Genomic DNA, 25,881 nt, shown 5'->3' on the forward strand with positions numbered 1-25,881 from the left:
GCCGCCGGCGCCTGGGAAATGGATCAGCCGGCGAGACCAAGTCGCTGGCATTGGGCTTGGGCGCTATCGCGGAGCTCGCCACAACGAATCTCGAGCTCGCGACGCTTGCCTTGATCGGGCAGCGCCTCGAGATTGGCCTCGATACCGATCAGTAGCGCGTCCAGCGCGGCCCTGAGCATCGTCGCACCTGCCAGAGTGTCGCTACGCATCGCCCGAGAGGTCAGGGACAGCGCCTCGACCGCCAGTTCCAATGCTTTCTGACACCGCTCGGCAGCCGCCAGCGGAATCCGGATCGAAGCGTCGCGGGCTTGGTTCAAGGCGCCCTCGCGCTGGTTCGATTCGGCGTCGGTATCGCTCGGCAGGCGCTGCGCTTCGAGATACTCGGCGAATGCCGCAGCGTCATCGTCGACGGCTTCAGCCAGTGCTCTCTGGAGCGCATCCCCCTCGGCGACGAGACGCTGCCGATCCGCTTGCGGTTCGCCGCGATGCAGCCGCACCCCCTTGAGGACCAATGACAATCCCAGGCAGCCATTGACTGCCGCAGCGGCACCACAACCCGGCGTGGAACGGGTCTCAACGGCGTGCTGGAAATCGGCGAGCGATTGTCGCCAGAGCGAGGACGGCATGGCGCCACTCCATGATGGAATCACGGTTAAGCATAGCCGGGGCGCGGCGGCAGCGCGCGAGTCGTCGACCCAGAACGAGCGGTGCCCGGATTCAACAGCCGTGGCAGATGCTGGTGGGCCGGATGACGGGCGTCAGCCCATATGGGCGAACAGGTGCTCGTAGAGGACAGCGATGCCGATCGCGATCAGCACGAATCCGCCCGCGATCTCGGCGCGCTTGCCGATGATCGCGCCGATCACCCGTCCGAGCATGATGCCGGCAGTCACCATGACCGTGGTCGCGATGCCGATAGCCGCTGCCGCGACCAGGATGTTGACGTCGGCGAATGCCAGCGTCACCCCGACCGCCATGGCATCGATACTGGTCGCGAGCGCGGTCACCGCGAGCAGCCAGACCGATTTACGCGCCGGCGCCTCCTGTTCATCCGTCTCGCTGTCGGCCGTCTTGAATCCTTCCCGGATCATGTGCGCCCCGAGCGCGCCCAGCAGCACGAAAGCGATCCAGTGATCCCACTCGGAGACGAATCGCGTCGCCGCCAGGCCGATGGCCCAGCCGATAACCGGTGTAATCGTTTCGACGGTGCCGAAGATGACGCCGATTCGCAGCGCTTCAGGAAAGCGCGAACGCTTGAGGGCCGCTCCCTTGCCGATCGATGCGGCGAAGGCATCGGTCGACATGGCGAAAGCGAGCAACAGGAGGGATGCAGGGTTCATGGTCTTGTCCAGCCGGTAATGTCGCCACGACACCCGCAAAGACCGACTTTGCGCTGCGGGTGTCCATGGTCTCGCCAACCGGACTCGGCGTTCGTGCCACGGCATTGCCGGGTCTGTTGACACGAGCATCACCGCCAGCATTTGACGCAGCGGTGATCGGCTACTCCCCAAGGAGGAGTTCGACTATAGACACGCCTCACACGAACATCAATAAATGATTGAATTTAAAGACAAAATTCACCACGGTTAATTCGTGTCGTTGACGTTAATCAAGTTAACGTCGGTTGGACATTGATGACGAGGTTGCAGACGATCGGCAGGAAGCCTCCGGCAAGAACGATAGGTCGACGCGGCAACGGGAGAGCATTGGTACGGCCTCAGACGGATGTCTCGTTACGCCTGCCCTCGACTCGTGCAGATCATAAATCCTCGAGTGACGCCATTGAACGACACGCCCCATCGCCAATTGTCTGCCATTAAAGACAGCTATCCGAGAAATGAATTCTGCTAATTAAGAAAATTATGATTATTTAAATGAGCCGTCACTTCCCGCACCAGGAATTCATCCATTTGCGCATTTTACTGCACAAACTCGGTAGCGATTCCACAAATCGGAATCGGCATAGATGGCTCGACAGGCAATTTAAACGCTCATTTAAATGTCATATCCTGTAATTATTGCATACCCAGCGGGAGTTGAACGAGCATTCAAAAAAGATAAAAATATTAATTTTCAGACACTTGAAGAATATCCTAGGATTTCTTTTGGTTACTCAAAAACACACAACACATCAAAGTTTTACTTCCTGGCCGCTGCGATGTCATGGCTACCCAGTAGTCTTGATCCTGTTAGATTGGATTCCTGATTATTCGCCGAGAGCTGGGAATCATTCTGGCGTTCTTTGTCGAGCCGCGGATACTGCGGACTTTGAATCTCACGCTATTAGGAGAAATACCATGGCTGATACTCCTGCAATCGATCCGTCAACTTCGAATGACAGCGCTGACTCTTCCATCAGTCAGTTGAAGGCAGTCTTCGATCAGGCAATCGAGAAATCCGCGGAAATCACCAAGGTCACGACCGAGAAGAAAACCATGCTCGACGCGACCAAGCAGCGCCCGCAGAACTGATGCGGAAAGTCGCGGGGAGCGCCACGCTGCCCGCGACGCCCTATCGACCACACCTTGCGTCGTGGCCCTCGCGATCGAGGCGACCAGGTCGAGTGGCGAAAAGGATACCGTTCTTCGGAGTTTTCTTGGCTATCCGCCCGGTGATTGCGGCACGAATAGCCAAGGGATCTCTCACTGCTTCGTACGACATTAGCGAGTTAACCGCATGGAATCCGTCACCTCCTCTCTGGCGTCGGCACGCGAAATCGTTACGACGCTCACCGTTACCGCCGGCTTGCATCGTGGCGCCGCGGTAGATCTGACCGACACCGTCTGTCGGATCGGCAGCCAAGACACTGCCGACGTCCTGCTCAGCGACGCCGGAATAGCGCCAGAGCACCTGGTGCTGCGTTTTCACGGCCGGCAAATGGCCGTCGAGGCCGTCGGCGGCGATATCGTCATCAACGGTCGAACCGTCACTCAAGGCACTGGGCTGCGTAGCGAGCTCCCCGCAGAACTGTGCTGTGGTGGCGTGACGCTGACGTTATCGCGACCCGAGGCACCCGCGATAATGCCGACGCTGCCCAGGCTACCGCCGTTGTCGCCACGCTGGCGAACCTCCCTTAACCGTGGCGCGACGATGCTCGCTCTCGTGGCGACGCTGGGGGTGCTGGCGGTCTATGAATTCATCGACGTCAATCAGGCGGGTGCCAACATCGGCGGCTACCCCCTCAGGGCCAAGCTGGATCCACAGGTGCTCGAGGGGGTCAGCCAGATGGTAGCCGACGCGCGCCCGGGCCAGGCAGAAGCGCTGCGCCAGCACCTGGCCGATGCCGGTCTCGCCTCGCTCTCCGTGACCGACCACGGCGCCTATCTCAGCGTGTCCGGTGACTACGCCGCGAATCAGGTCGACGCCTGGCATCAGACGCAGCGCTGGTTCGATCAGCACTTCGGAAGCCACCAGGTGCTGCTCAACACCGCGCGGCCACGAGTGGCTCCTGCCCGGCCCGACCTGAAACTGCAAGCCGTCTGGCTTGGAACCAACCCCTACGTCATCGACAACCGGGGAAAACGGCTCTATCCCGGCGCGGCGCTGGCATCGGGCTGGGTGATTTCCGCCATTCAACCCGAGCAGGTGTTGTTGCGTCGCGGTGACGACCAGTTCGCGCTAACGCTCTGAACGACAACCACGATTGATGCATTGACCTGGCTACCGCCTCATGAAGATCACCGATCGACCGATTCCCGATGATCGCCATCGCGCCACGAGCGTCGAGGTCACATCGACTCGGCACGCCGACAGGATCGCGGCCCGCGATGAGGCTTTCACCCGCGCGGCCAGCAAGGCCCGAGGACGCGACGCCGACCGCCCCGCCCTGGCCGAGCGCCTCGATGCCCTGGCGAGCCCCGAGGCCAACGATGCTCGCAGCTACGACAATCAGCGCAGCATCGAACTCCTTCAGCATGTGATCGATAGTGTCCTGCCCTCGATGGATGCAGACGATGACACCGTCTCCACGGCCAGGATCATCATGGGTGAAGAACTCGACTGGCGTCAGGCCTGGGAGAGCCGCCTGACCGACGCCACACTCGCCCCGGCAGGCGACGATCTCGACGAGGAGCGTTTCACTTGAACCAGTCCCCTGGCTCGGTCAACGATCGCGACGCCGTCGATCTGCTGCACCTGATGGGCCATCTCTATCTTAAAAGCGGCCAGACTCGACGCGGCATGGTCATGTTGCTGATCGCCAATCGCATGGCGCCGGATCACGCCGGCGTTCTGCGCGCGCTATGCCGGGGGTTTCTGGCCAGCGGCAATGGCGCGCGCGCGCTCAACGTGATAGCGCGGCTCGAGGCGAACCACGAACACGACGCCACGCTGATCCTGCTGCGCAGCCGTGCCGAATGGCTGACCGGCGAGCGCGCTTTGGCCCGACGTCATTTCCAGCGTTACCTCGAACAGCGCCGTCACGATGACACCGCCTGCGGAGAATCCGCGCCATGAACAAGTTTCTCGGTCGCCTCAACACCTTGGCCCGCCGCGCCTCCCAGCGCAGCGACGTGGTGATCGCCGCGTTCATGGTGCTGGCAGTGGTGATGATGATCATTCCGCTCCCCACTGCCATGGTGGATGCGCTGATCGGCATCAACATCGGTTTCAGTCTGCTGATTCTGATCGTGGCGTTCTACATCTCGCACCCGGTGGAGTTCTCCTCGCTGCCGCCGATCATCCTGCTGGCGACGCTGTTTCGTCTGGCCCTGTCGATCACCACGACCCGGCTGATCCTGCTCGAAGGCGATGCCGGCCAGATCGTCAACGCCTTCGGCAACTTCGTCATTGCCGGAGAAGTCGTCATCGGCATGGTGGTGTTCTTGATCATCACGGTGGCCCAGTTCCTGGTCATCACCAAAGGCTCGGAGCGCGTCGCCGAGGTCGCCGCCCGATTTACCCTCGATGCCATGCCCGGCAAGCAGATGAGCATCGACAACGAACTGCGCAACGGCGACATCGACAACGTCGAGGCTCGCCGGCGACGCTCGCTGCTGGAGAGCGAAAGCCAGCTCTACGGGGCCATGGACGGGGCGATGAAGTTCGTCAAGGGCGACGCCATTGCCGGGCTGGTGATTCTCTTCGTCAACCTGATCGGCGGCTTGCTGATCGGGATGCTGGAGCACGACATGCCATTCGGCGATGCGGTGGAAACCTACTCGCTGCTGACCGTCGGCGATGGCTTGATCGCCCAGATCCCGGCGCTACTGATCTCGATCGGCGCCGGCACCGTGGTGACCCGCGTCAGTTCCGACAATGCCAGCGACCTGGGTAGCGAGATCGTCGGCCAGTTGGGTAGCAACGCCAGAGCGCTGGGCCTGACCGCCGCGGTACTGTTCTGCGCCGCTTTCGTGCCGGGCTTCGCCACCGGCGTGTTCCTGGCCCTGGCGGGGTTGCTGGGCAGCGCCGCTTACTTCCTGCGCCGACGCCATCTGCGCGAGCAGGCGGCCGAGCAAGCCGATCAGAGCGACACCGATGCCGACCACGGCGCATCGTCGACCTCCGGTGATGCCGCCGCCGAGTCGCAGGGCGACGCCTCTTCCCGGCAGGCCGATGACGATCCCCGCCAACATCGCGTCATGCTGTGCCTGGGTGCCGGGCTGGCCGACACGCTATCGCTGGATGTCCTGCGGGAAGGCGTGCAGGCCGCCCGCGAGCGCGTCGAGCGCGACCTGGGAATTGCCATTCCCTCGGTCGGACTGAGAATCGAGCCGGGCCTTGCCGCCCGCCGCTTCGCCGTCGAACTGGACGAAGTGCCGGTGCTCAACGGCGAGCTGGCGGCATCTCGGCTGCTGCTGGATGACGACGCCAGCACACTGGAGCTCCTCGAGCTGACGCCGGAAACCGAGCCGGCGCTGGTCGGCCGCGGCACCTGGCAGTGGCTACCGGCCTCCGCTGGCACCGCACTCTTTGATGCTGGCATACGCTATCGCACGCCGGATCAGGTACTGGAGCACTGCCTGGAGCGCACGCTGACGCGCTACGCCGGTGACTTTGTCGGTATTCAGGAAGCGCGTGCGCTGCTCGCCCGAATGGAAACGGATTACGCCGAACTGGTCACCGAAGCGGTTCGCGTCGTCTCGCTGCAGAAGATGGCGGAGATCCTGCGGCGCCTGGTCAACGAAGGGGTCCCTGTCCGCTCGATGCGCACCATTCTCGAGGCGATGGTGACCTGGGGACCGCAGGAATCCAGCAGCGCAAGGCTCGCCGATCGCATCCGCGTTGCCATGGCGCGCCAAATCTGTCACCGCCATGCACGGAGCGACAGAGTGCTACCGGCCTGGGTCGCCACCCGACCGCTGGAAGAAGCGCTGCGCGCCGCCCAACGGCATGCCGAGGATCAGCCGCTGCGCAGCGGGTTACCGGCACCGCTGTCTCGAGCGCTAGGCGCCTGGTTCCAACAGCAGCTGGCGGCTCTCGATAACGACCTGCAGCCGGTCGTCGTGGTCGCCGGCGACGTCCGCGCGTCGCTGCAACAATGGCTCAAGCAACAGGAGATCGACCTCGCGGCCATGGCCTGGACCGAAATCGCCCCCGAATTCAGTCTTCAGGCCATCGCCCAGGTACGGCTGCCGAAGCCGACGCCGAGAAGAGAGACCGAGGCTCAGACAAAGGGATAAAAAGCGCTGACAAAGTGACAGAAAGCGCTGACAAAGCCGTAACATGATGACAGGACTCTGGATTCCGGTGTCGAAGCTCGACTACGCGCGCGTTGCCGAGCCGCGATAACGCAACTAGCGATGGACAACGACAGCGATGGACAACGACAGGGATGGAATACGCTCGTGACACAGTGGCAGAAAGCTTCATGAAAGCAGGCGCAATCTCCGGCGCGAGTTTCATCGAGACGAGCGTGCGCCTCCTCACGCAATTGTTGATCCTGCTGATCACCGTTGTCGCCTTGCCCGCCAGCGGCGACGTCGCCATCGATGATGCGGGCGGAGCCATGACGCTGGAGACCGGCCAGGGGCGTGTCTTGCGATTCGATCGGCAGGTCGCTTCGGTGTTCGTCGCCAACCCGGCAATCGCCGATGTGCAGGTGGTCTCCCCCGGTGTGATCTACCTGTTCGGCAAGCAGAGTGGCGATACCAATCTGATCGCCCTCGGCGCCGACGACGAGAGCCAGGCGTCTTTGCGCCTGCTGGTCCGCGACGGCGATGGGCAAGCCCGACAGGCCTTGCGGGGGCTCGATGGCGACAGTCAGGTCCGGCTACACATGGCCGGCAATCAGCTGGTGGCCGATGGCAGTAGCGCCTCGGTCGATGGCGCCATGGCGACACAGTCGACGCTCGACGCCCAGTCGCCAGCCGGCGGCGCCCTCAACCGCTCGACCTTTGAGGGCGCCAACCAGATCAATATCCGGGTGCGTTTTGCCGAGGTCGCCCGTGAGGAGCTGCTGAGCTACGGCATCAGCTGGAATGCGCTGATCAACAACGGTTCGTTCTCGTTCGGCGTGCTGACCAGCAATATCGCCAGCTCGCCGACCAGTGAGGGCGTCGATGGCCTGCTGCAGGCTCTGCAGCAGAACAATCTGCTGCAGATTCTCGCCGAACCCAATATCACCACGGTCTCGGGGCAGACGGCGAGTTTCCTGGCCGGCGGCGAGGTGCCGATCCCGGTACCGGTCAACAGTGATCTGGTAGGCATCCAGTACAAGCAATTCGGTGTCTCTCTGTTGAGCACGCCGACGCTGCTGCCTAACGGCCGCATCTCGATGGAAGTCCGGCCAGAGGTCAGCAGCCTGACCAGCGACAATGTCCAGATCGCCGGCTACGACGTGCCATCGTTGCAGGTGCGGCGGGCCGACACCGTGGTCGAAGTCGGCAGCGGCCAGACCTTCGCCATCGCCGGGCTGTTCCAGCGCCAGGCTTCCAACGAGATCGAGCGCGTCCCGGTGCTGGGCGATATCCCGATTCTGGGCCAGCTGTTCCGGTCACGCCGCTTCCAGCGCAACGAGACCGAACTGGTGATCCTGATCACGCCGTACCTGGTCCGCCCCTCCTCCTCGCCGGCCCCGAGAACGCCGCTGGATCAGGCCCGGGTCAGTCGTGATCCGCGATTGGGAGATGACCCGGCGCAGCACGCGAGGTCGGCGGGCGCCGACGATCCCTTCGGCTTCTACCTGCGATGAGACGAGTGGCGATACAGCGAGTGGCGATGAGAGACACCGCAATGACCGAGGAGAACCCCTCATGTCTCGAGTATTGATCCTGTCGGCCGAGGTGAGCCGACGCCTGGCACCGCTGCTGGTGCTGACGCTACTGGCCGGCTGCCAGTCTTCGATGGGGCCGATGAGCTGGACCAGCGGCTATCGCCAGGTGGCCGTGGCCAATCCACAATCGGCTGACGTCACGGTCGGGCAGATGGCGACGCTGCCCAATCTCTGCCAGTCGCAGCCGGAGGACGAGGGGTTGATCACGCTCCCTCCGGGCTGCGCCAACGATCTCAATCTTCAGTTGATGGTCGCCGATCCCCGGGACTTGACCCACGGTCGAGACATGGGACCGGCGATGGCGGGACCGGTCGCCAAGGCCGCCAGCGAGCGCCTCGATGATCGCGCCCGTGCCAACGAGCGGCGCGCCATGCTGGAAAACGAAGCCCGCAGTGCCATGGGCAATACCGCGACGACCGGTGGCCTGTGAAGGCTCGGGACATGAGCTGCACGACGGATGGCCGCCCCGATCCCCGCTCAAGGCTCGTTGAAGGAGGCCATGGCCATGCCCAGCGCCTGGGCACGCTCGGCAGCGCCGGGCAGTGCGGCGAGGCGTTCGGCGCTGGCAATCAGCGATTCACGCTTCGCGATCGCCAGGTCGGGAATTTCGATCCGACGTGCCTGATCGGTCTGGCCGGCGAGCACCAGGACCAGAATGAGGTTGCGGTAATGACGCGCTTCGGCCAACGGGGAGTCGGTGATCTGGCGCATCGCGGCAATCGCCTCGGCGTGATCACCGGCCAGCGACTCGGCCAGCGCCAGATTGGCCAGCACATCCAGGTCTCGCGGTGCGAGCGCCCGGGCTCTGGAGAACGCCTCGACGGCCTGCGAGGGGCGCCCCACCAGGGCCTGCGCAGCGCCGAGCCGGCTCCATCCGGCCACACTGTCGACGTCGGGAGCGGCGCGAGACAGGCTTCGCAGCGCACTTTCGGGCTCGCCAAGCCGCAATTGCGCCGTCCCCAGACCGAGCAGTGCCGGCGCCAGATCGATATCGTCGCTCAACGCTGCGCGAAAGGCCTCTGCGGCCGCAGCGGGCTCACCGGCAGCAAGGCGCGCGTTGCCCAGACGAATCTGAATGTCGGGAGAGGCACCGTTCTGCGCCAGGGCGCGTTGGTACATCGCCGCCGCCGTGGCGTGATCGCCACGTTGATCGATATCGTCGGCCAGCTTGAGCAGACGGGCTTCGCTGCTGTCGGTAGGCGTCGACGCACAGGCAGAGAGCACAAGGCTCAGGCAGAGTGCCGTCAGCGTGCACTTCACGCGAGAATCATCAATCCGAGAATGCGTCAAAAATGCCTTCATCCGTGAGTCAGTCCAGCAGCAAGAGAGAGGGGAAGACAGCGTACCCGAGAACCCGTCGCTTGGGGCGAGACGGCATGTCAATGAACCGTGACGCACCGTTACAAAACATAAGCGAAAGCCACGAAAAGAGATACAAGCCGCCGCAAAACGGTCACCGCGATCTTGCTAGGGTAGAAAATCGGCGTCGTCGATCGATGTCAGCCGCCATCCTGCTGCTACTGACGATGCTGACGGCCCCCTGGGGCAGCGCGCTGGCAGCGCAGGCACCTTGGGCGGAACGCAGCTACCGCTATGTGGTGATCGACCAGAGCGTGCGCGATGTGCTTCAGGAATTCGGCCGCAACCTGTCGCTCCCGGTCGAAGTCAGCGCTGCCGTGGACGGCGAGGTGCGTGGCGATATCCATGCCACCACTGCCGGGGAGTTTCTGGAGAAGGTCTGCCAGTCCAACGGCCTGGCGTGGTTTTTCGATGGGTACGTGCTGCACGTTGCCGCGCGTGAAGAGCTGGCCCGGCGCAGCTTCGATCTCGATGACGTGGAAATACCGCTTCTCAGAGACGACCTCGAGGCGGCAGCGATCGGCGCACCGTTGAGTATCGACTTTCTCGACGGCCGCGATCGGCTGGAGGCGATGGGCCCGCCATCCTGGCTCGAGGAGGTGGCGCAGCGCGTCGAATCACTTCGTCGAACACCCTCGCCCTCGACGCCGGGAGAGGTCAGGGTCTTTCGCGGCAGCGTGGCAGCGCCGACGGCGAGCGAATGAGCGAATGAGCGAATGAGCGAATGAGCGAATGAGCGAATGAGCGAATGAGCGAATGAGCATTGCGGACAGATGAAAACGCGGTAGACGGCCGTTATCGATCATGGCTGGCCGTTTCTGAAGCGCCGTTCCTGGGAGCTGCGCGATGACTCGCCGATGGCACACTTGCCGATCGGTCAATGCGAAACCCGAAGGAGACAACACATGGCTATCGATGCAGTAGGCAACGGCAACGTTACTGGCGAGTCGACGACCGATTCCCAGGCTTTCGACGACGCCATCGACAATGCCCAGTTTCAGGAGGCGATGAGCGAGGGAATGGTCCAGGTCGGCGGGCAGTTGATCCTCATGCCGATGATGAAGGATCTTCTAAGCGAGGCCATGTCGGGCGGTGAGGACTGACACAAAATTGCCATCGCTGGCGGCAACCGTCATTCGAGATCGACACGACTGTCGGTTGCCGCCGTTCGCCACGAGCCAGATGATGAGGTGAATGATGACTCCCGTGACACCACCGAGTGCTGGGGCCCTGACGCCGACACCCGCGCTACCGACATCCGATACGAGCGCCAAGGCGCTGGCATCGCAGAATCTGTTCGAGCACATGGCCAGTCAGGCCGGTGCCGCTCCCGCCGGCGCGAGCCCCGGCGAACTGGGTTCCAACCTGATCGACAACCTCGACGGCTTCGTCGACCGGGTCAACACGTTTGCGCAGCAGGCCAGGGTATCGGACACCCAGGCGCCAGACCGCTTCGCCAAGGTGACGACACAAGAGGCGTCGCCGGCCCCCGATGCCGGTGATATCCCCTCCGCGCTCGGCGACGACAAGATGACCCGGGTCGTCGACTCGCTGAGCCAGGTCTTCGACCACTCCATCGAAACCACCATGGTGGTGCGCGGTGCCACTCAGGTTTCCGGTTCGGCCAACACTCTGCTCAAAGGTCAATGACACTTGTCTCTCGATCGACGCGCTAGCGGAAAGCGTAGGCCTCCGGGCCGCTCAAGGCTCATGCTGCAGGCCATCACGCTGGTTCTCATGGCGCTGCTGCTGCAGGCCTGTGATACCGATCTCTACACCCGTCTCGACGAGCGCGAGGCCAACGTCATCGTGGCAACGCTGGCACGCAACGGCATCCCCGCCAGTCGACAGGCCGAAGACGAAGGCCGGATGAAGGTGACGGTCGACGAGGACCGCTTCGCCGAGGCGGTCGATGTGCTCGATCGCGCTGGCCTGCCCGAGCGCAAGTTCGCCAACCTCGGAGAGGTGTTCCAGGGCAACGGTCTGGTCTCGTCGCCGGTTCAGGAGCGCGCTCAGATGATCTACGCCCTGAGCCAGGAGCTCTCCCACACCGTATCCCAGATCGATGGCGTTCTGTCGGCGCGGGTCCATGTGGTGCTTCCGGACAATGACCTGCTGCAACAGAACAGCACGCCTTCTTCGGCATCGGTCTTCGTGCGCTACATTCCGTCGCTGGACATCGATCCGCTGATTCCTCAGATCAAGACGCTGGTCGCCAATGGCATCTCCGGGCTCTCCTACGACAAGGTCTCGGTGGTGCCGGTCGTCTCCAACTTACCGGAAGAGACGCGGTCGGCGCCGCAGCCAGTGATGAGCTCCTTCCTCGGCATCGCGATGCCGGCCGCCAGCGTCGCCAGCGCCGGCTGGCTTTTCGGTCTGCTGATCATGGCGGTCGTCATTCTGTCCGGCGCGGTGGGCTGGCTGATCTGGCGCCAGCGTCGTCAACGTCCGTACGCCCTGGTGACACCCTCATGACGGCGGCTGCCGAACATCGCGACCTTGGCAAAGCGAACGCGCCCGAGTCGATCGCCGGTTCGTCGCCCGCTGCGCCACTGCCGGTGAACATCGACCCGGCGGTCTGGATCGAGAGCCTCGACGGCATGGCTACGGAAGCGACACTGTACCGATGGGTGTCCCAGCCGCGCTTCCAGCACCGTCTGCGAGAACGTCTGCGCTACCGGCATGACCTGGCGCCCATCGATCTCCTGCCTGGGCAGGATGCTGCCGATCGGACGCTGTGCCAGCTCGATGCCGATACCTTGCCGGCCTGTATCCGCACCGCAGGCGTCATCGCCCATGCCAACGCCGTGGCACAGGAGATCCATGCCCCGCGTGTGGCAGCGCTCAAGCGGCTTCTCGGTGATGATCTTTACGCGCTGACGCTGGCGCATCGCACTCACAGCCATGTCGGCGAAAAGGTGGGAGACGACCTCGAGGCGTTCGAGGCCAGACTCGAACGCGACGGCAGACGTTGCCTGCGGGCGTGGGGCGATTCGCAGCCTGCCGAACTGCGCGCCTGGTTGCGCTTGAGTTGGCTTGGTCAACTGGCGGACGACGGCGCCGATGCCGACGCGGCCGACGACGCCGTTGAGATCGCGCGTCTGGCGGCAGCTTGCGTGCAGTCGCGCGCCGAGGATCAGGAAGTGGATACCTCGCGCGATCGACCCGGTCGAGATCGACAAGAGGGTGATCGACACAGAATTGCGCAGCAAGGGATTGAGCGACAAGGGGGCGATCCGGCATGAACTCGCTTCCACCCCGCCCCGGCAAGATCATTCTCCGCGCCGAAGAAGCGCAGGCCTGGATCGATGGCTACGCCTTTCTCGAACAGGCTCGCCAGCAGGCGGCCAGGCAGACAGAGACCGTTCAGAAAGCGCAGGAAGATGCCTACGCCGCAGGCTTCGAGGCGGGTCGCCGCGATGGGGAAATCGAGGCCGCGGCGCTGCTGGCGACGACCCAGGGCGACGTCGCACGTTATCTGGGGAGTCTCGAGCCGGCCCTGACCGAACTATCGCTGAATCTGGTTCGCCGGCTCCTCGGCGAATTCGATGAAGCCGAGCTGCTGGCCCGCTGCGTGCGCCACGCCTTGAGCGAATGGCGCCACGAGCACCGTCTCCGTATTCGGGTCGCGCCGGCACTGGAAACCCGCGTAGCCGCACTGCTTGCCGACCGGCCACCGGCGGCGATCGACTATCAGGTCGAGGCGGATGCCCAGCTCGGACCCAGTCAGTGCCTGTTGGTCAGCCCGATCGCGGTGATGGATATCGGCGTGGACTCGCAGTTGGAAGCCCTCCATCAGGCGCTGTCGCGCGATCAGGAGCCGGCATGAGCATGGCCCCCCCTGACGACGTGCTGTCGACACTCGAGGGGCTGCTGCCGAAACTCGGTGCGCGTCTCACCCACGCCGAAACCCGTCAGGTCAACGGCCGGGTCCGCCGGATTCGGGGCCTGCTGATCCATGCCAGCATCGAAGGCGTGAGCATCGGCGAGCTCTGCTATCTCCGCGATCCTGTCAGCGGCCGCCGTATCGCTGCCGAAGTGATCGGATTCGAGGAAGAGGATGCCGTGCTGTCGCCGATCGGCGAGCTGCAGGGCCTGTCGACCCGCAGCGAAGTGATCGCCACCGGCCGCGCTCAAGGCGTGGGCGTTGGCGAAGCCCTGCTCGGACGTGTCATCAGCCCGCTGGGCGAGTGGCTGGACGACGCAGCGACACCCGCTGGCCCTACACAACCCGCCGGCGCTTGCGCTGCGTCCCTGCGCGAATATCCGGTGCATGCCGAGCCGCCGGCTCCGTTGAGCCGCCAGTTGATCGAACATCCACTGGCGCTGGGCGTGCGCGCCATCGATGCATTCAATACCGTCGCCAAAGGCCAGCGCGTGGGTCTGTTCGGCGAGCCCGGAGTGGGCAAATCCTCGCTGCTCTCGGCGATCGTCAAAGGCAGCAGCGCGGAAGTGGTGGTGCTCGGCCTCGTCGGCGAGCGCGGGCGCGAAGTCCGGGAACTGCTCGACGTGCAGCTGGATGCCGAAGCCCGAAGCCGCACGGTGTGCGTCGTCTCGACCTCGGACCGGCCGGCGATCGAACGCGCCCGCGCCGCGCTGGTCGCCACCAGCGTGGCGGAGTACTTCCGCGATCAGGGTCGCGACGTGCTGCTGCTGGTCGACAGCCTCACCCGTTTTGCCCGCGCCCAGCGCGAGATCGGTCTGGCTGCCGGCGAACCGCCGACCCGGCGCGGCTACCCACCGTCGCTGTTCGCCGCCCTGCCCCGTCTGCTCGAGCGTGCCGGCCCCGGTGGTGTCGTCGGCGGGACCATCACCGCGATCTACACGGTGCTGACCGAAGGCGACGGTACGCTGGACCCGGTGGCCGAGGAGACCCGCGCCATTCTCGACGGCCATATCGTATTGAGCGCCGAACTCGCCCGCCGCGATCACTTTCCGGCAATCGACGTACTGGCCAGCCGCAGCCGCCTGATGGAGAGCGTCGCCGATGAGGCGCACCGCCGCGATGCCGCGAAGATTCGTGATCTGATGGCACGCTATCGCGATGTCGAACTGCTTCTGCAGGTGGGCGAATACCGCGAGGGCAGCGACAAGGCTACCGATGAGGCGATTCACAAACACGCCGCCATCGATGCCTTCCTGCGCCAGCCCCGGGACGACCACAGCGATTTTGCGGAGACACTCAAGCGGTTGAAGGAGCTCGCCCAATGACCTCGTCGCATCAGCTCGAGCGTCTGATTCGACTGCGGCGCCAGCGCACGCGTCTGGCCGAGGAGGCACTGGCGGCGGGTCAGCGTCACTGCCACGACCTTGCCGCACAACGCCAGAGGCTGGAAGCATCTCTGATCGAACACCAGCGCACATCCACTCAACGGGAACAGACCCACTTCGAGGCCGGCCAGCACCAGCCGCTCGATGCCAACGCCCTGGCCGAGTGGCAACAGACGCTGGCCGATGACGCCGAGCGTCGCGAATCGCTGATTCGGCAGCGCCGGACCCAGGCACAGACCCTTCGCGCCGCCGAACAGGAACGTGACGGCCTGGCTGCCGACTGGGCACGTCGTCGGCGCGCTAAGCAAGCGCTGGAGCGACTGGGGGACGACCGTCATCACGCTCGGATCGTCGATGCCGAGCGCCTGGCGGAACTGGAGATGGAAGAGATGTCGCCGGGCCGAGGAGACCGGAGATGACGATCGACTTCGCTTCGGACCCTTCCACTTCCGACCTTGCTCCTGCAGGCCATTGGCTATCCTCGCGCTCGGCACCGCTTTCGCTCTCGGACCTGCCGTCGATCGATCCCGCCCGGCTGGCACTGCACAATGCCTTGCACGTGGCGCGTCGGCCGCTCGCGTTCGACTGGTACGGCCGCGCCGCCAGCCTGCACCTGCTGCCGGACACGGCGGATATCCCCGAGGCGTGCAAGATCGCCATCCGGGTGGGTAAGACGTCGGTGGTACTGAGCGGTAGCGCTCGTGCTTTCGATCGGCTCGGCCAGCATCCCGACCGGCGGCGCACCCTGGACGAGGTCGATCCCGAGCTGGCCGCGATGTGGCTCGAAGTGGTCTGGCTCGAGTGGCTGGAGCCACTGGAAGCGACGCTGGGCGCCGATATCCGTCTGGCGCCCTCGCCACCGGTGCTGTCGGAACCCACGATGCGCGTCAGCGTCGTCTTCCAACTCGGTGATGAGTCCCACCCGCTGGCGCTCGATCTGCCGCTTTCCGCCGCCGAGATGCTGCTGCCGCTATTCGATCGCGCTTTCGTGGCCGAGCCAGCCCCGGCCAATGCCGTCGTTGCCACCCTGCGGGTCGAGACTGGCGAACAGACGCTGACGCTGGGCGAATGGCGCAGCCTGCGCCCCGGCGACATGGTCATGCTCGAGGCCGCGGCGGCCGATGAGGCACGCTTGAACCTGGCCGATCGATTCGGTTGCCGCATTCGTTTCCACGAAACCGGACTGCGCCTGAGCGAGCCGCTGCAGCGGATGACTCCACGCCCGGTCCCGAGCGCCCCACGCGAAGCGCGCGCCATTGATACTCCCGACGTCACGGCAACCCATGAGGACGAAGACACTGTGGATAACGAAACCTCAACCGCCCCACCCGAACCGGATGTGGACAAGACGACACTCGCCGACCGGGATCGGAATGACTCGAGCCTCAAGAACGAGACGGCGATCGGTTCCAACGTCAACGGTGCTGACATGAACGGTGCTGACATCAATGGTGCTGGCGTGAACGATCTGCCGGTGCGGCTGACCTGTGAGCTGGGTCGCCTGGAGATGTCTCTCGGCGAACTTCGCCAGCTCGGCGAAGGCAGCGTACTGCCGCTTCAGCGTCGCCCCGATCAGGCTGTTGACCTTGTCGTCAACGGCCGGACGATGGGGCGTGGACGTCTGGTCGCGATCGGCGATGCCATCGGTGTACAGATCGAGAGGCTCGCGCTCGGGGAAGGACGCGCCGGGGATGACTGAGTTCCAGCCAAACCTGATCGCGATCATCATCGTGGTCGCCACCATCGGCCTGGTACCGCTGGCGGTGGTCACGATGACGGGCTTTCTCAAGATATCGGTGGTGCTGTTCCTGATCCGCAACGCCCTCGGCGTTCAGCAGACACCCCCCAATCTCGTGCTCTATGGCATCGCGTTGATTCTCACCGTCTATATCACCACGCCGCTGGTGGGCGAGATGGCGCATGAATTCGAACAGCGCTCGGCGGGGCTGGCCAGCGTCGAGGAGATCAAGCAGGCCGGCGAGGCGATACGCGGGCCGCTGCAGGCGTATCTGTCGCGCTACGCCAGCGAGCACGAGCGCGCTTTTTTCATCGATGCCACTCGCACGCTGTGGTCGGACGAGGCGCGCGAGGACCTGCAGAGCGACGATCTGATCGTGCTGATCCCGGCCTTCGTCAGCTCCGAGCTGACCCGTGCCTTCGAGATCGGCTTCCTGCTCTATATTCCGTTTCTGATCATCGACCTGATCGTTTCCAACGTGCTGATGGCGATGGGCATGATGATGGTGTCGCCGACGCTGATCTCGATCCCGTTGAAGATCTTCCTGTTCGTGGCCGTGGATGGCTGGTCACGACTGATGCACGGCCTGATTCTGAGTTACGGAGGCGGCTAGGATGACGGACGACATCTTCCTCTCGTTGATGAAGAACGCGCTATGGACGGTGCTGCTGGTATCGGCGCCCGCGCTGCTGGTGGCGATCGCCGTCGGATTCGGGGTCGGCCTGCTGCAGGCGCTGACCCAGATTCAGGACCAGACCCTGCCCCAGGCGGTCAAGCTGGTGGCGGTGCTGCTGGTGCTGATCGTCTCAGGGCCGCTGCTGGCCGGGCAGATCGTCAATATTACTGATCAGGTGTTGGACAATTTTGCCGCCTGGTCGCGCTGAGTCTCTCCTTGAAAACTCGCTGCGCTCGCCGGTTTTCAAATAGCGCCTTGTACCAGACGCCCTGTGAACGACCCTTATGAATTACGACGATTTTGCCCAGTTCCTGACCCAGTTCGCCTATCCAATGATCGCGGCGGCGGCCATCGGCGTGGCGCGGGCGCTGGGCATGGTACTGGTGACGCCAGCTTTCAATCGTCTGGGGCTGACCGGCATGATCCGTTCCGCCGTGGCAGTGACGATCTCGATTCCACTGATCGTGCCGCTCTTCGATGCCATGGTGAACGCGGAGTCGCTCTCCTCCGTCACCGTCGCTGGCATGGTGATCAAGGAGCTGCTGATCGGCGTGGCGATCGGGCTGGTCTTCGGTGTGCCATTCTGGGCCGCCGAGGTCGCCGGAGAACTGATCGATCTGCAACGCGGCTCGACCATGGCCCAGATCGTCGACCCGATGGGGGCCACCGAGTCCGGGGTGACCTCGACATTGATGACGATCACGCTGCTGGCACTGTTCTTCATGACCGGTGGCTTCATGCTGCTGCTCGACGGGTTCTATCGTAGCTACGCGCTGTGGCCGGCCGTGGAATTCGTCCCGCTGTTGTCGCAAACCTCCGCCCTGGCCGTGCTCGGTCTGCTCGACCAGGTGATGCAGATCGGCGTGCTGATGATCGCTCCTCTCGTCATCGCACTGCTGATCGCCGATCTGATGCTGGCCTACGTCGCCAGGATGGCGCCGAACCTTCACGCCTTCGACCTGTCGCTGCCGATCAAGAACCTGCTGTTCGCCTTCCTGATGCTGATCTACGTAGTCTTCCTGATCCCGTTGATGATCGATCAGCTGGACGTCGTCAGCCTCAACATGGATCGACTCGAAGCCATTCTTGGTGCGATGCGCTGATGGCGGATCACGCCCCGGCCCTGCGAGCATCGAATCCACACACAGAGTTACACGGCGTTGCCAAGTTGCCATCGGGTCGTCATACCCGCTTTCCACACTGGCCTTCCATCCTCGAACCCGGTCGGAAGGAGAAAGCCATGCGCATTGGTCAGGACGCAGACACTCTCGAGCAGCATTCACCGTCGTCTCGCTTCGGCACCGCCTTCTCCTCCGCGCTGGGTATCGCCACCCGTCTGGCCGAAAGCACCAGCAACGGCGGCAACAAGGATCCGCTGCTGCCCGGTAGCGAAGACTACGAGAACGCACTCAACGAGCTGGCGGTGTCGATGGCCGGCGGGATCGATACCGATACGCGCACCGTGAGACCGCTGACGGGGGAGGCTGCCAGCCAGTTCCAGCGTCTCGTCTCGGCCGAATTGAATGCCCAACGCGAGCGAGGCGATGGGCCGGATCTGGGTGCCGCCATCGACAAGGCCAAGGACGCCCTGTTCGATCGTATCGGTAACGCGCTGACGAATGACGGCCGCGATGCCGACAAGGGTCTCGATGTCTTCGAGGGTTACTGGAAGCGTCATGGTGGGCAGGATGCCGCGATCGACGCCGGTTATGACGCCTACGACAGCTTTCTGGCAGAGACCACGCTGACCGACAACGTCGACTACGAAGACAATCTCAACGCGCTGGCCCTGGGGATGGCCGGCGGCACGTTGACCGACACGCGCCAGATTCTGCACATTGAAAGCTCGGAAACGCTGTCGCAGCTCTACCAGAATCTGATCGACAGCAAGGTAAGCGACGGTGTCTCCCGCCAGGATGCCACCGCCCAGGTCAACGATGACCTGCGCGCTCGGATCGGGAGCGCGGCCGGGGACGACGGCAAGGCGGTCCAGAATGTCTTCGACGGTTACTGGTCGAGGCACGGCGGCGAGACCAACGTCCAGCGTCTGTCCGACAACGCGGAGCTGGATACGGCGCGTCGCGATCACGATCTGCCGGCCTTCAGCGATGTCGACATCCAGTCGATGGAAACCAGCGAAACCGACCCGGACGACAGCTCGCGCAAGCTCACCGTCAGCGAACTGACCTGGCAAAACCTGGTAGCCGACTGGAAAGCGGGCATCGAGGACGGCAGCATCGACAAGAACGACGAGCGCGCCCAGTTCTACCGCGCCCTGCGCGCCCAGGGCGCACTCGACAACGGCCTGGATCTGGTCGGCCTCGATATCTCGGAGGGGCTGAGCCTCGATCACGTTACCGGCGGTGATCTGTCGTCGATCATCGATGGCGAAGCACTCGATGCCAGTCTCGGCGAACTGTTCGCCTCCGATGCCGTGCAGAAGGATTACATGGCGGCCCAGGAAGGCGCGATCGACAAGGTCGCCGACAAGGACAGCATCGCTTCGCGACTGGAAGAGACCGCGTTTGGCGAGGAATACATCGACTACATCAACGACCTGCGCGAAAGCGGCCAGGGGGAACTCGCCGAGCAGGATATCTCGCGGACCTACAATGCGCTCTCGGCGCTGTTCCCGGCGACCGAAGAGAGCGACAAGGCGGCCGAAGAGAGCGACAAGGCGGCCGAATTCGCCCAGAGCCTGCAGCTCGATTCGATGATCACCGATCTCGACGACCTGATCGCCAATCCCGATCGGATCAACGATGCCAACACCGCAACCGCGACACAGGACGTGGTCAAGATGGTGTTGACGGCGCTCAAGCGTGCCGGTGTCGATATTCCACGACGCACGGCGGAGTCGATCGACAAGTTCGTCAACGAGTATCTCAACGATCAGCAGACGGCGAAGAATTTCGGAAAGGCGCTGCAGGAGCTCGGTGATCGCTTCCAGAAGAATGGCGCCATCACCCAGTCGGACATCGACGGCCTGATGAAGAACGGCGTCTACAAGGCGCTCAACGAGCAGACCAACGGCGGCATGATGTCGCTGATCGGCACGCTGAACAGCAACGGCGCACTGGGCTCGACCGGCGGGCTGATCTCGCTCGCTTCGGGCATCTATCAACTGGCCGGCAAGGGCGGCTCGCTCGCCGACACCATGGAAGAGCGCATGGCGATCGCCAAGGAGTTCATCAGCTTCCTGGGTGCCAGTCAGCACTTCGTCAATCTCGGCAGCAACATCGTCGACAAGGTCAAAGGCACCAACGTCAACGCCATGCTGGGTCTGGACAAGACACTGCCGCAGATCTGGGGCAGGGACACCGCCGGCGGCAGCCCGTTCACCGAGGGCAAGGGCCTCAAGTTCGTCGAGAATATCGAGCAGATCATCGACGAGGCCCCGGTGGGTGATCGCGAGAAACTGAGTCAGAAGCTGGATCTCAGCGAGTCCGATACAGGCAAGATCGTACAGGGCATCGAGGATGGATACGCCAGGAACCCGGCCCTACCCGATGCCACGACCACGACGCGCACCGTCAGCTCATTCCTGCGGGTGCTGGATGGGGCCGCCAACGCCGCCGCCGGGGCACTGGATATCGCCCTCGGCGGGCTGATGATCAAGCGCGGCGCGGACAGCGGCGACGGCGCTACCATCGGTCAGGGTGCCGTCACCGTTGCGGCGGGCGCCTTCGGCCTTGCCGGCGGCGCATCATCGCTGGCGGCGCTCAAGGGCATTGCCGTCGCCCGCGCCGCCACCGGGCCGCTGTTCTGGATATCCGCCGGCCTGACGCTGGCGACGCTGCCGTTCTCCATCGTTCAGGACATCAAGCGCACCAACGCGCTGGAAGGACATGAAGCCGACCTCAAGGAACTCTTCACCTCTCTCGATGAGGATGGTCTACTGGCCGAAGATGGCCTGAATCGCTATGAGTTCCTCGAAGCGTACGTCCGGAGCTACGGCCAGCGCGATGCGCCCGACGACGAGAGCATCTTCGACTACCGTAGCGACGAGTATCAATTTTACGTCCGGGAAGGGCACCTCCCGGAAGACGGCTGGGACGATTTCGACCACGAGGACTATGCCGGTGACGGCAGCAATCTCGATACCCAGATGGCCTGACGGGCCTGACACGACACCCTGAGCGCATGAGCGACCAACCCAGCGAAGAGAAGACACTACCGCCGTCGACGAAGAAGCTTCGCGATGCGCGCAAGAAAGGCCAGGTTTCCAAGAGCGCGGACCTGGTCACTGCCATGGTGCTGCTGGCGTGTACGCTCTATATCGCCGTCAGCGCCAGCGACATCATCGCTCGCGTGCGGGGTCTGCTCGACATGACCGCCCGGCTTTACACCGAGCCTTTCGACACGCTGTGGCCACGCCTGGTGGCCGAGGCCGGTGAAGTGCTGCTGCTCTCGGTGGTACCGCTGGTGGCTCTGACCTTGCTGATCATCGTGCTGACCAACCTCGTGGTTTCTCAAGGGTTCGTCTTCGCCACGGAACCGGTGCTGCCCAAACCCGAGAAGATCGATCCCGTCCAGGGTTTCAAGCGCATCTTCTCGGTGCGCGGCCTGACCGAATTTCTCAAGTCGCTGTTCAAGATGGTGGCGCTGGGCGTGGCGCTGATCGTTGTCTATCGACTCGGTCTGCAGTCGTTGATGGAGTCTTCCAGCTGCGGTTTCAGCTGCATTCAGGGCACCTTCATCGACCTGTTGCAGCCGCTGGTCATTACCGCACTGATCGCGTTCCTGCTGGTGGGGGGCTTCGACGTGATGCTTCAGCGCTGGCTATTTCGGCGCGATCAGCGCATGACCAAGACCGAGCAGAAACGTGAGCGCAAGGATCAGGAAGGCGATCCCACCATGAATCAGGAGCGTCGCAAGCGGCGCCGCGAGATGCATCAACTCAACGCCAAGGTCGGCGTGCAGCACACGTCGATGATGATCGGGACGGAAGACGGCTGGCTCGTCGGCATTCGCTACGTGCGCGGCGAAACGCCGGTGCCGCTGGTTACCTGCAAGGCCAACCCGCAACAGGCCGCCGGGTTACTGGCGAGTGCAGATCCGCGCCACATCCCGAGAGCGCCGGATGCGGTGCTGGCCCAGCGCATCGCCACTCGTGCGGGCAACGGCGACCCGATACCCGACGGAACCTTCCAGTCGGTGGCTGACCTGCTGGTGGCGGCCAGGCTGATTTGATCCTCAGTCCTGGCGCTGCCTGAAGTGCGCACTGCTCAGGGTGTGGGCAATCCAACCTCGCAGATTGTCGACAGTCGCCGACTCGCGATCGTAGAGCAGGCGGTAAGTCATCGGCGCGACCACGCCATCGATGAGCTGCGACACCGATGGCGCGAATTCACCGCGAGCCAGGGCACGCTCCCGCAGCGTGTTCATGAGCGACTCGCTGTAGCGGTAACAGCGCTCCCGACGCTCGCAGTCGGCGCTGGCCATGACGTCGTTGAGCGCGCGCTGCCCGGGCACCGATGTCATCTCCTCGAGATACTGTTCGCCCCAGGCCTGCAGATCGCCGGTCAGGGTGCCGGTATCCACGGGATCGTCATCGGGGCGCATGCGCTCGACGGAGACGTCGGCAACCAGCTCCGCGAGATTGCCCCAGCGGCGATAGATCGTCGACGGCGTGACGCCGGCCCGCTCGGCAATCTGCGGTACCGTCAGGTCATCGCGTGACGTTACGGCCTGCAGCTCGCGCACGGCCTGATGGACCGCTTCCTGTACTCGGGCGCTACGTCCGCCCGGTCTGACGGCTTCCTTGATCGGCATGGCTATCCACTAGACGAAAAACGGCACGAGAAACGAAAAAGCCCAAACGCAAAATATTTGCTTTATGAGCCTGCTAAGCTCAGACTTCACTAACGCTAAATTTTAGCATTAATGGATTCTCTCATGTCACCTTCCGCGTCTTCGTCGACGACCAATGTCTATCCGGCTCCCCGGCTCGGTTCGCTGGTCTATTACGCTGTACTGATGGTGACGTTCCTCGCGGCCTCGAGCGCGCCCACACCGCTATATCGGATCTACCAGAACACCTGGCACTTCTCGACCACCTGGCTGACGCTGGTGTTCGCCAGCTACGTGTTTGCCCTGCTGCTGGCGCTGCTGACGACCGGTTCGCTGTCCGATTACATCGGCCGTCGCCCCGTCGTGGCCGTCGCCATCGTCGGCGAAATCCTGTCGCTGGGACTGTTTCTGGTCGCCGACGGGCTGATGTGGGTATTGGCGGCCCGGATCCTGCAGGGGGTGGCCACCGGCATCGTGACCAGCGCACTGGCCGCGGCGATGCTCGACAGCGACCACACCCGCGGCCCGGTACTGGCGAGTATCGCGCCGCTGTCCGGGATGGGCATCGGTGCGCTGATCGCCGGCATTCTGGTGACGTACGCCCCGGCACCCATGCGCCTGGTCTACGGCGTACTGATCGTGCTGCTCGTGGTGATGGGGCTGTGGCTTGGCCGGATCCCGGAGAGCGTGACGCCACGCCCCGGTGCGCTGGCAGCGCTCCGCCCCCGCGCGACGATCCCGCCGGCCGTGCGTGACCCATTGTTCCGGGTGATCCCGGCGGTGGTTTCATCGTGGGCGCTGGGAGGCTTTTCGCTGTCGCTGGGGCCGACGCTGGTAGAGACGATCAGCGGCGTTCACAACCCGCTGGTCGGCTGCCTGATCACCTTTTTGCTGCCCTTCATTGGCGGGATCAGCGTCATGATTCTGCGCGCCAAGCCGCCACGCCTGGCCGTATTGCTCGGCACCGCCTGTCTCATCGTCGGCATGACCGGGCTGCTGCTGGGGGTCTACTACAGGACGGTCGCGATCCTGCTGGTGGGAACGGCGATTGCCGGCATCGGCTTCGGCGCCGCTTTCATGGGTGCCATGCGCGTGGTCATGCCGCTGGCGCCGCCCACGGAACGCTCGGCGTTGATGGCGGCGTTCTACGTGATCTGCTATCTGTCGGCCAGCACGCTGGCGCTGTGCGGCGGTATCGCGACCCAGCACCTGGGACTGATCCCCACCACCTACGCCTATGGCACGTTGGTGGCGCTGCTCTCGCTCGCTGCCTTTCTCGGCACCCTGACGCAGCGCCAGCCCGAGGCCGAACCCCGGGCTCGGTGTCAGGCCTCCGCCTAGACAGCTGCTACCGCCTGGCGCTCCAGCGTGCGGCAGAGATCGCCGTCGAGCTTGAGCGCGGCCGCCAACTGATCGAGCCAGGCCCGTTCCATCGGATTCTGTTCGTCGACGATCGCCACGCTGGCCAGATAGACCTCCCGCGCCGCCTGTGGCGAGTCGGTATCGCGGGCGATCGCCTCGGCGTCCAGCGGGGCTGACATCTGCTGCTCGACCCACGCATGCAGTTCGTCGTCGGCGCCCAGGGCATCGATCTGCTCGGCCAGCGCCGCCCGTTCTTCGGCATCGATGTGGCCATCGGCACGCGCGGCGGCGATCATCGCGCGCAGAATCACCAGACTGCGCGTCTCCTGCCGCTCGCCGGAGAGCTGTTCCAGCGGCTGATCGGCACCGCTCGGCGCGGCGGTCGGTGCCGACGACTTTTGCTGATGGGCCTGCCAGGCTTTCCAGGCCAGCGCCCCCAGTCCGGCCAGGGCGCCGTACTTGATCGCCTTGCCGCCCATGCTGCGACCGCGCTTGCTGCCGACCAGCATGCCCAGCGCGCCGCCGCCCAGCAGCGATTTGGCGTCAAAACCACCGCCCCCGCTCGAGGACGGTTTCCCGCTGCCCCCGGCCTGTTTCATGATTTGCGAAAGAATTTTCTGTGCGTTCATTGGCCCTCCCGTCACCCCGTTGCATGTCATCCTGCATAGAATAGACCGCCTTGAAGCGAGGAGGTTTAACGCCAGCGCCGATTCTCTCAATCGATCAGCGCCGGGCGCCGGGGATCGGCGTGAAATTCGAAGGCATCAAAGATGTCCCGCGCGATGACTCGGGGCTCGGAAAGCGGCGGCAGTTCATGGGGAGAAAAGTAGGCCGCATCGTGTACTTCATGACCGGGATCGAGCGGCGCCCCGTCGAGCCGCTCGCAGAGAAAGAACAGCTTGTAGAAATCGAGCACGTCGGCCGGATAGGCATGCCTGGCCTTGTGACGGATGGCGTAGAGGCGCTGGATCCCGACCTTGACCCCGGCTTCCTCCCACACCTCCTTGACCGTGTTCTCGCCAGCCGACAGCCCGATTTCGGCGTAGCCGCCGGGCATCGTCCAGCGTCCGTCCATCTTCTCTTTGACCAGCAGGATCTTGCCGTCGTCGATGATCGCCGCGCGCACGTCGATCTTGGGTGTGACGTGCCCCTCCCCCTCGCCCAGCGCCAGATTCACCCGGCCAATGGGGATATCGCCCAACGCCGCCATCATCGATGTCGATATCTCGGCGATCTCTTCATAGCGTTCGCGATCGAACTTGTCGCGACAGTAATGCAGGCCGGTATCGGCAAGGGCCGACAGCCGCTTGGCCCAGGCGAGCCATTGATCTTCCATGAGACGGTTCCGATCGCAGAGGGTGAATGACGATGTATCTCCACCTAAAGACTAACAACTGCTGCGGGAGACGTCAGGCTACGGCGCACGAAAAAGCCCTTCCGAAGAAGGGCTCGTGTCGTCAGGACAGTCGG

Annotated in this window: 28 protein-coding genes; 22 read left to right on the forward strand and 6 right to left on the reverse strand. The window is 63.8% G+C overall.

The window, feature by feature from the left end; genetic code table 11:
* Positions 1-23: 23 nt before the first annotated feature.
* The gene (locus tag DOM36_RS15645; protein WP_110643659.1) at positions 24-626 is read right to left on the reverse strand and encodes a cyclodeaminase/cyclohydrolase family protein; all 603 of its coding nucleotides are present in this window, start codon (positions 624-626) and stop codon (positions 24-26) included.
* Between the two features lie 132 nt (positions 627-758).
* Positions 759-1,340: a manganese efflux pump MntP gene (gene mntP, locus DOM36_RS15650; RefSeq protein ID WP_075568600.1), complete on the reverse strand. Its 582-nt coding sequence runs from the start codon at positions 1,338-1,340 to the stop codon at positions 759-761.
* Positions 1,341-2,297: 957 nt separating this feature from the next.
* Here mntP and DOM36_RS20335 point away from each other — a divergent pair.
* The 7 genes from DOM36_RS20335 to DOM36_RS15680 all read left to right on the forward strand — a co-directional run bounded on the left by DOM36_RS20335 (position 2,298) and on the right by DOM36_RS15680 (position 8,642).
* Positions 2,298-2,471: a hypothetical protein gene (locus DOM36_RS20335; RefSeq protein WP_167369271.1), complete on the forward strand. Its 174-nt coding sequence runs from the start codon at positions 2,298-2,300 to the stop codon at positions 2,469-2,471.
* A gap of 205 nt (positions 2,472-2,676) precedes the next feature.
* Complete coding sequence (locus DOM36_RS15655; RefSeq protein ID WP_110643660.1) at positions 2,677-3,630, forward strand: FHA domain-containing protein; 954 nt, start codon at positions 2,677-2,679, stop codon at positions 3,628-3,630.
* Positions 3,631-3,670: 40 nt separating this feature from the next.
* The gene (locus DOM36_RS15660) at positions 3,671-4,084 is read left to right on the forward strand and encodes a hypothetical protein (RefSeq protein ID WP_110643661.1); all 414 of its coding nucleotides are present in this window, start codon (positions 3,671-3,673) and stop codon (positions 4,082-4,084) included.
* Entirely contained in the window at positions 4,081-4,455 is a 375-nt protein-coding gene (locus DOM36_RS15665; protein WP_083941442.1) for a hypothetical protein, read from the forward strand. The genes DOM36_RS15660 and DOM36_RS15665 overlap by 4 nt, the downstream gene beginning before the upstream one ends.
* Positions 4,452-6,620, forward strand: coding sequence for a type III secretion system export apparatus subunit SctV (sctV, locus tag DOM36_RS15670; RefSeq protein ID WP_110643662.1), 2,169 nt, complete (start codon positions 4,452-4,454; stop codon positions 6,618-6,620). The genes DOM36_RS15665 and sctV overlap by 4 nt, the downstream gene beginning before the upstream one ends.
* 188 nt (positions 6,621-6,808) lie before the next feature.
* The gene (locus tag DOM36_RS15675) at positions 6,809-8,131 is read left to right on the forward strand and encodes a type II and III secretion system protein family protein (protein ID WP_083941440.1); all 1,323 of its coding nucleotides are present in this window, start codon (positions 6,809-6,811) and stop codon (positions 8,129-8,131) included.
* Positions 8,132-8,192: 61 nt separating this feature from the next.
* Complete coding sequence (locus DOM36_RS15680; protein WP_075568596.1) at positions 8,193-8,642, forward strand: hypothetical protein; 450 nt, start codon at positions 8,193-8,195, stop codon at positions 8,640-8,642.
* Between the two features lie 47 nt (positions 8,643-8,689).
* Here DOM36_RS15680 and DOM36_RS15685 read toward each other — a convergent pair whose 3' ends face one another.
* Positions 8,690-9,472, reverse strand: a complete 783-nt coding sequence (locus DOM36_RS15685; protein WP_158025848.1) for a tetratricopeptide repeat protein — start codon at positions 9,470-9,472, stop codon at positions 8,690-8,692.
* Between the two features lie 236 nt (positions 9,473-9,708).
* Between DOM36_RS15685 and DOM36_RS15690 the strand changes: the two genes are divergently transcribed.
* The 14 genes from DOM36_RS15690 to DOM36_RS15755 all read left to right on the forward strand — a co-directional run bounded on the left by DOM36_RS15690 (position 9,709) and on the right by DOM36_RS15755 (position 22,449).
* Positions 9,709-10,275, forward strand: a complete 567-nt coding sequence (locus DOM36_RS15690) for a hypothetical protein (RefSeq protein WP_075568595.1) — start codon at positions 9,709-9,711, stop codon at positions 10,273-10,275.
* Between the two features lie 201 nt (positions 10,276-10,476).
* Positions 10,477-10,674 carry a hypothetical protein gene (locus DOM36_RS15695; RefSeq protein WP_075568594.1) on the forward strand — a complete coding sequence of 66 codons (198 nt, stop codon included), beginning with the start codon at positions 10,477-10,479 and terminating at the stop codon, positions 10,672-10,674.
* Between the two features lie 91 nt (positions 10,675-10,765).
* On the forward strand, positions 10,766-11,221 hold the full coding sequence (locus DOM36_RS15700; RefSeq protein ID WP_198651303.1) for a hypothetical protein: 456 nt from the start codon (positions 10,766-10,768) through the stop codon (positions 11,219-11,221).
* Between the two features lie 60 nt (positions 11,222-11,281).
* Positions 11,282-12,046: a type III secretion inner membrane ring lipoprotein SctJ gene (gene sctJ / locus DOM36_RS15705; protein ID WP_075568593.1), complete on the forward strand. Its 765-nt coding sequence runs from the start codon at positions 11,282-11,284 to the stop codon at positions 12,044-12,046.
* A complete protein-coding gene (locus DOM36_RS15710; RefSeq protein WP_110643663.1) occupies positions 12,043-12,816 on the forward strand; it encodes a hypothetical protein in 774 nt (257 codons plus the stop codon). Before sctJ ends, DOM36_RS15710 begins: the two co-directional genes overlap by 4 nt.
* The gene (sctL, locus tag DOM36_RS15715; RefSeq protein WP_110643664.1) at positions 12,813-13,400 is read left to right on the forward strand and encodes a type III secretion system stator protein SctL; all 588 of its coding nucleotides are present in this window, start codon (positions 12,813-12,815) and stop codon (positions 13,398-13,400) included. The genes DOM36_RS15710 and sctL overlap by 4 nt, the downstream gene beginning before the upstream one ends.
* Positions 13,397-14,782 (forward strand): FliI/YscN family ATPase, encoded by a 1,386-nt coding sequence (locus tag DOM36_RS15720; protein ID WP_232823884.1) that lies wholly within the window; start codon positions 13,397-13,399, stop codon positions 14,780-14,782. Before sctL ends, DOM36_RS15720 begins: the two co-directional genes overlap by 4 nt.
* Positions 14,779-15,261: a hypothetical protein gene (locus tag DOM36_RS15725; RefSeq protein WP_110643665.1), complete on the forward strand. Its 483-nt coding sequence runs from the start codon at positions 14,779-14,781 to the stop codon at positions 15,259-15,261. Before DOM36_RS15720 ends, DOM36_RS15725 begins: the two co-directional genes overlap by 4 nt.
* A complete protein-coding gene (gene sctQ, locus DOM36_RS15730) occupies positions 15,258-16,541 on the forward strand; it encodes a type III secretion system cytoplasmic ring protein SctQ (protein WP_110643666.1) in 1,284 nt (427 codons plus the stop codon). The genes DOM36_RS15725 and sctQ overlap by 4 nt, the downstream gene beginning before the upstream one ends.
* A complete protein-coding gene (gene sctR / locus DOM36_RS15735) occupies positions 16,534-17,193 on the forward strand; it encodes a type III secretion system export apparatus subunit SctR (RefSeq protein ID WP_075568588.1) in 660 nt (219 codons plus the stop codon). Before sctQ ends, sctR begins: the two co-directional genes overlap by 8 nt.
* A 1-nt stretch (position 17,194) precedes the next feature.
* Positions 17,195-17,464, forward strand: a complete 270-nt coding sequence (gene sctS, locus DOM36_RS15740; RefSeq protein ID WP_075560538.1) for a type III secretion system export apparatus subunit SctS — start codon at positions 17,195-17,197, stop codon at positions 17,462-17,464.
* A gap of 76 nt (positions 17,465-17,540) precedes the next feature.
* The gene (gene sctT / locus DOM36_RS15745; protein ID WP_075568587.1) at positions 17,541-18,359 is read left to right on the forward strand and encodes a type III secretion system export apparatus subunit SctT; all 819 of its coding nucleotides are present in this window, start codon (positions 17,541-17,543) and stop codon (positions 18,357-18,359) included.
* 137 nt (positions 18,360-18,496) lie between these two features.
* Positions 18,497-21,373, forward strand: coding sequence for a hypothetical protein (locus tag DOM36_RS15750; RefSeq protein WP_110643667.1), 2,877 nt, complete (start codon positions 18,497-18,499; stop codon positions 21,371-21,373).
* 26 nt (positions 21,374-21,399) lie between these two features.
* Entirely contained in the window at positions 21,400-22,449 is a 1,050-nt protein-coding gene (locus DOM36_RS15755; RefSeq protein ID WP_075568585.1) for an EscU/YscU/HrcU family type III secretion system export apparatus switch protein, read from the forward strand.
* 3 nt (positions 22,450-22,452) lie between these two features.
* Here the strand turns inward: DOM36_RS15755 and DOM36_RS15760 are convergent, their stop codons facing one another.
* On the reverse strand, positions 22,453-23,031 hold the full coding sequence (locus DOM36_RS15760) for a TetR/AcrR family transcriptional regulator (RefSeq protein ID WP_110643668.1): 579 nt from the start codon (positions 23,029-23,031) through the stop codon (positions 22,453-22,455).
* Positions 23,032-23,154: 123 nt separating this feature from the next.
* On the opposite strand from DOM36_RS15760, the gene DOM36_RS15765 reads away from it, so the two are divergent.
* Entirely contained in the window at positions 23,155-24,390 is a 1,236-nt protein-coding gene (locus DOM36_RS15765) for an MFS transporter (RefSeq protein ID WP_110643669.1), read from the forward strand.
* On the opposite strand, the gene DOM36_RS15770 is transcribed toward DOM36_RS15765, so the two are convergent.
* Entirely contained in the window at positions 24,387-25,040 is a 654-nt protein-coding gene (locus DOM36_RS15770; RefSeq protein ID WP_075568582.1) for a tellurite resistance TerB family protein, read from the reverse strand. The two genes, DOM36_RS15765 and DOM36_RS15770, sit on opposite strands and share 4 nt — an antisense overlap.
* An 86-nt stretch (positions 25,041-25,126) precedes the next feature.
* Positions 25,127-25,747, reverse strand: coding sequence for an NUDIX hydrolase (locus tag DOM36_RS15775; protein ID WP_110643670.1), 621 nt, complete (start codon positions 25,745-25,747; stop codon positions 25,127-25,129).
* Positions 25,748-25,881 lie beyond the last annotated feature (134 nt).

It is taken from the genome of Salinicola sp. CPA57, from assembly GCF_003206035.1.
In the GTDB taxonomy this organism is placed as follows: domain Bacteria; phylum Pseudomonadota; class Gammaproteobacteria; order Pseudomonadales; family Halomonadaceae; genus Salinicola; species Salinicola socius.

What these genes read in the sequence shown, in the direction of transcription:
- DOM36_RS15645 (WP_110643659.1), bottom strand. Translation starts at nt 626, where the DNA reads ATGCCGTCCTCGCTCTGGCGACAATCGCTCGCCGATTTCCAGCACGCC.
- mntP (WP_075568600.1), bottom strand. Translation starts at nt 1,340, where the DNA reads ATGAACCCTGCATCCCTCCTGTTGCTCGCTTTCGCCATGTCGACCGAT.
- DOM36_RS20335 (WP_167369271.1), top strand. Translation starts at nt 2,298, where the DNA reads ATGGCTGATACTCCTGCAATCGATCCGTCAACTTCGAATGACAGCGCT.
- DOM36_RS15655 (WP_110643660.1), top strand. Translation starts at nt 2,677, where the DNA reads ATGGAATCCGTCACCTCCTCTCTGGCGTCGGCACGCGAAATCGTTACG.
- DOM36_RS15660 (WP_110643661.1), top strand. Translation starts at nt 3,671, where the DNA reads ATGAAGATCACCGATCGACCGATTCCCGATGATCGCCATCGCGCCACG.
- sctV (WP_110643662.1), top strand. Translation starts at nt 4,452, where the DNA reads ATGAACAAGTTTCTCGGTCGCCTCAACACCTTGGCCCGCCGCGCCTCC.
- DOM36_RS15675 (WP_083941440.1), top strand. Translation starts at nt 6,809, where the DNA reads ATGAAAGCAGGCGCAATCTCCGGCGCGAGTTTCATCGAGACGAGCGTG.
- DOM36_RS15680 (WP_075568596.1), top strand. Translation starts at nt 8,193, where the DNA reads ATGTCTCGAGTATTGATCCTGTCGGCCGAGGTGAGCCGACGCCTGGCA.
- DOM36_RS15690 (WP_075568595.1), top strand. Translation starts at nt 9,709, where the DNA reads ATGTCAGCCGCCATCCTGCTGCTACTGACGATGCTGACGGCCCCCTGG.
- DOM36_RS15695 (WP_075568594.1), top strand. Translation starts at nt 10,477, where the DNA reads ATGGCTATCGATGCAGTAGGCAACGGCAACGTTACTGGCGAGTCGACG.
- DOM36_RS15700 (WP_198651303.1), top strand. Translation starts at nt 10,766, where the DNA reads ATGATGACTCCCGTGACACCACCGAGTGCTGGGGCCCTGACGCCGACA.
- sctJ (WP_075568593.1), top strand. Translation starts at nt 11,282, where the DNA reads ATGCTGCAGGCCATCACGCTGGTTCTCATGGCGCTGCTGCTGCAGGCC.
- DOM36_RS15710 (WP_110643663.1), top strand. Translation starts at nt 12,043, where the DNA reads ATGACGGCGGCTGCCGAACATCGCGACCTTGGCAAAGCGAACGCGCCC.
- sctL (WP_110643664.1), top strand. Translation starts at nt 12,813, where the DNA reads ATGAACTCGCTTCCACCCCGCCCCGGCAAGATCATTCTCCGCGCCGAA.
- DOM36_RS15720 (WP_232823884.1), top strand. Translation starts at nt 13,397, where the DNA reads ATGAGCATGGCCCCCCCTGACGACGTGCTGTCGACACTCGAGGGGCTG.
- DOM36_RS15725 (WP_110643665.1), top strand. Translation starts at nt 14,779, where the DNA reads ATGACCTCGTCGCATCAGCTCGAGCGTCTGATTCGACTGCGGCGCCAG.
- sctQ (WP_110643666.1), top strand. Translation starts at nt 15,258, where the DNA reads ATGACGATCGACTTCGCTTCGGACCCTTCCACTTCCGACCTTGCTCCT.
- sctR (WP_075568588.1), top strand. Translation starts at nt 16,534, where the DNA reads ATGACTGAGTTCCAGCCAAACCTGATCGCGATCATCATCGTGGTCGCC.
- sctS (WP_075560538.1), top strand. Translation starts at nt 17,195, where the DNA reads ATGACGGACGACATCTTCCTCTCGTTGATGAAGAACGCGCTATGGACG.
- sctT (WP_075568587.1), top strand. Translation starts at nt 17,541, where the DNA reads ATGAATTACGACGATTTTGCCCAGTTCCTGACCCAGTTCGCCTATCCA.
- DOM36_RS15750 (WP_110643667.1), top strand. Translation starts at nt 18,497, where the DNA reads ATGCGCATTGGTCAGGACGCAGACACTCTCGAGCAGCATTCACCGTCG.
- DOM36_RS15755 (WP_075568585.1), top strand. Translation starts at nt 21,400, where the DNA reads ATGAGCGACCAACCCAGCGAAGAGAAGACACTACCGCCGTCGACGAAG.
- DOM36_RS15760 (WP_110643668.1), bottom strand. Translation starts at nt 23,031, where the DNA reads ATGCCGATCAAGGAAGCCGTCAGACCGGGCGGACGTAGCGCCCGAGTA.
- DOM36_RS15765 (WP_110643669.1), top strand. Translation starts at nt 23,155, where the DNA reads ATGTCACCTTCCGCGTCTTCGTCGACGACCAATGTCTATCCGGCTCCC.
- DOM36_RS15770 (WP_075568582.1), bottom strand. Translation starts at nt 25,040, where the DNA reads ATGAACGCACAGAAAATTCTTTCGCAAATCATGAAACAGGCCGGGGGC.
- DOM36_RS15775 (WP_110643670.1), bottom strand. Translation starts at nt 25,747, where the DNA reads ATGGAAGATCAATGGCTCGCCTGGGCCAAGCGGCTGTCGGCCCTTGCC.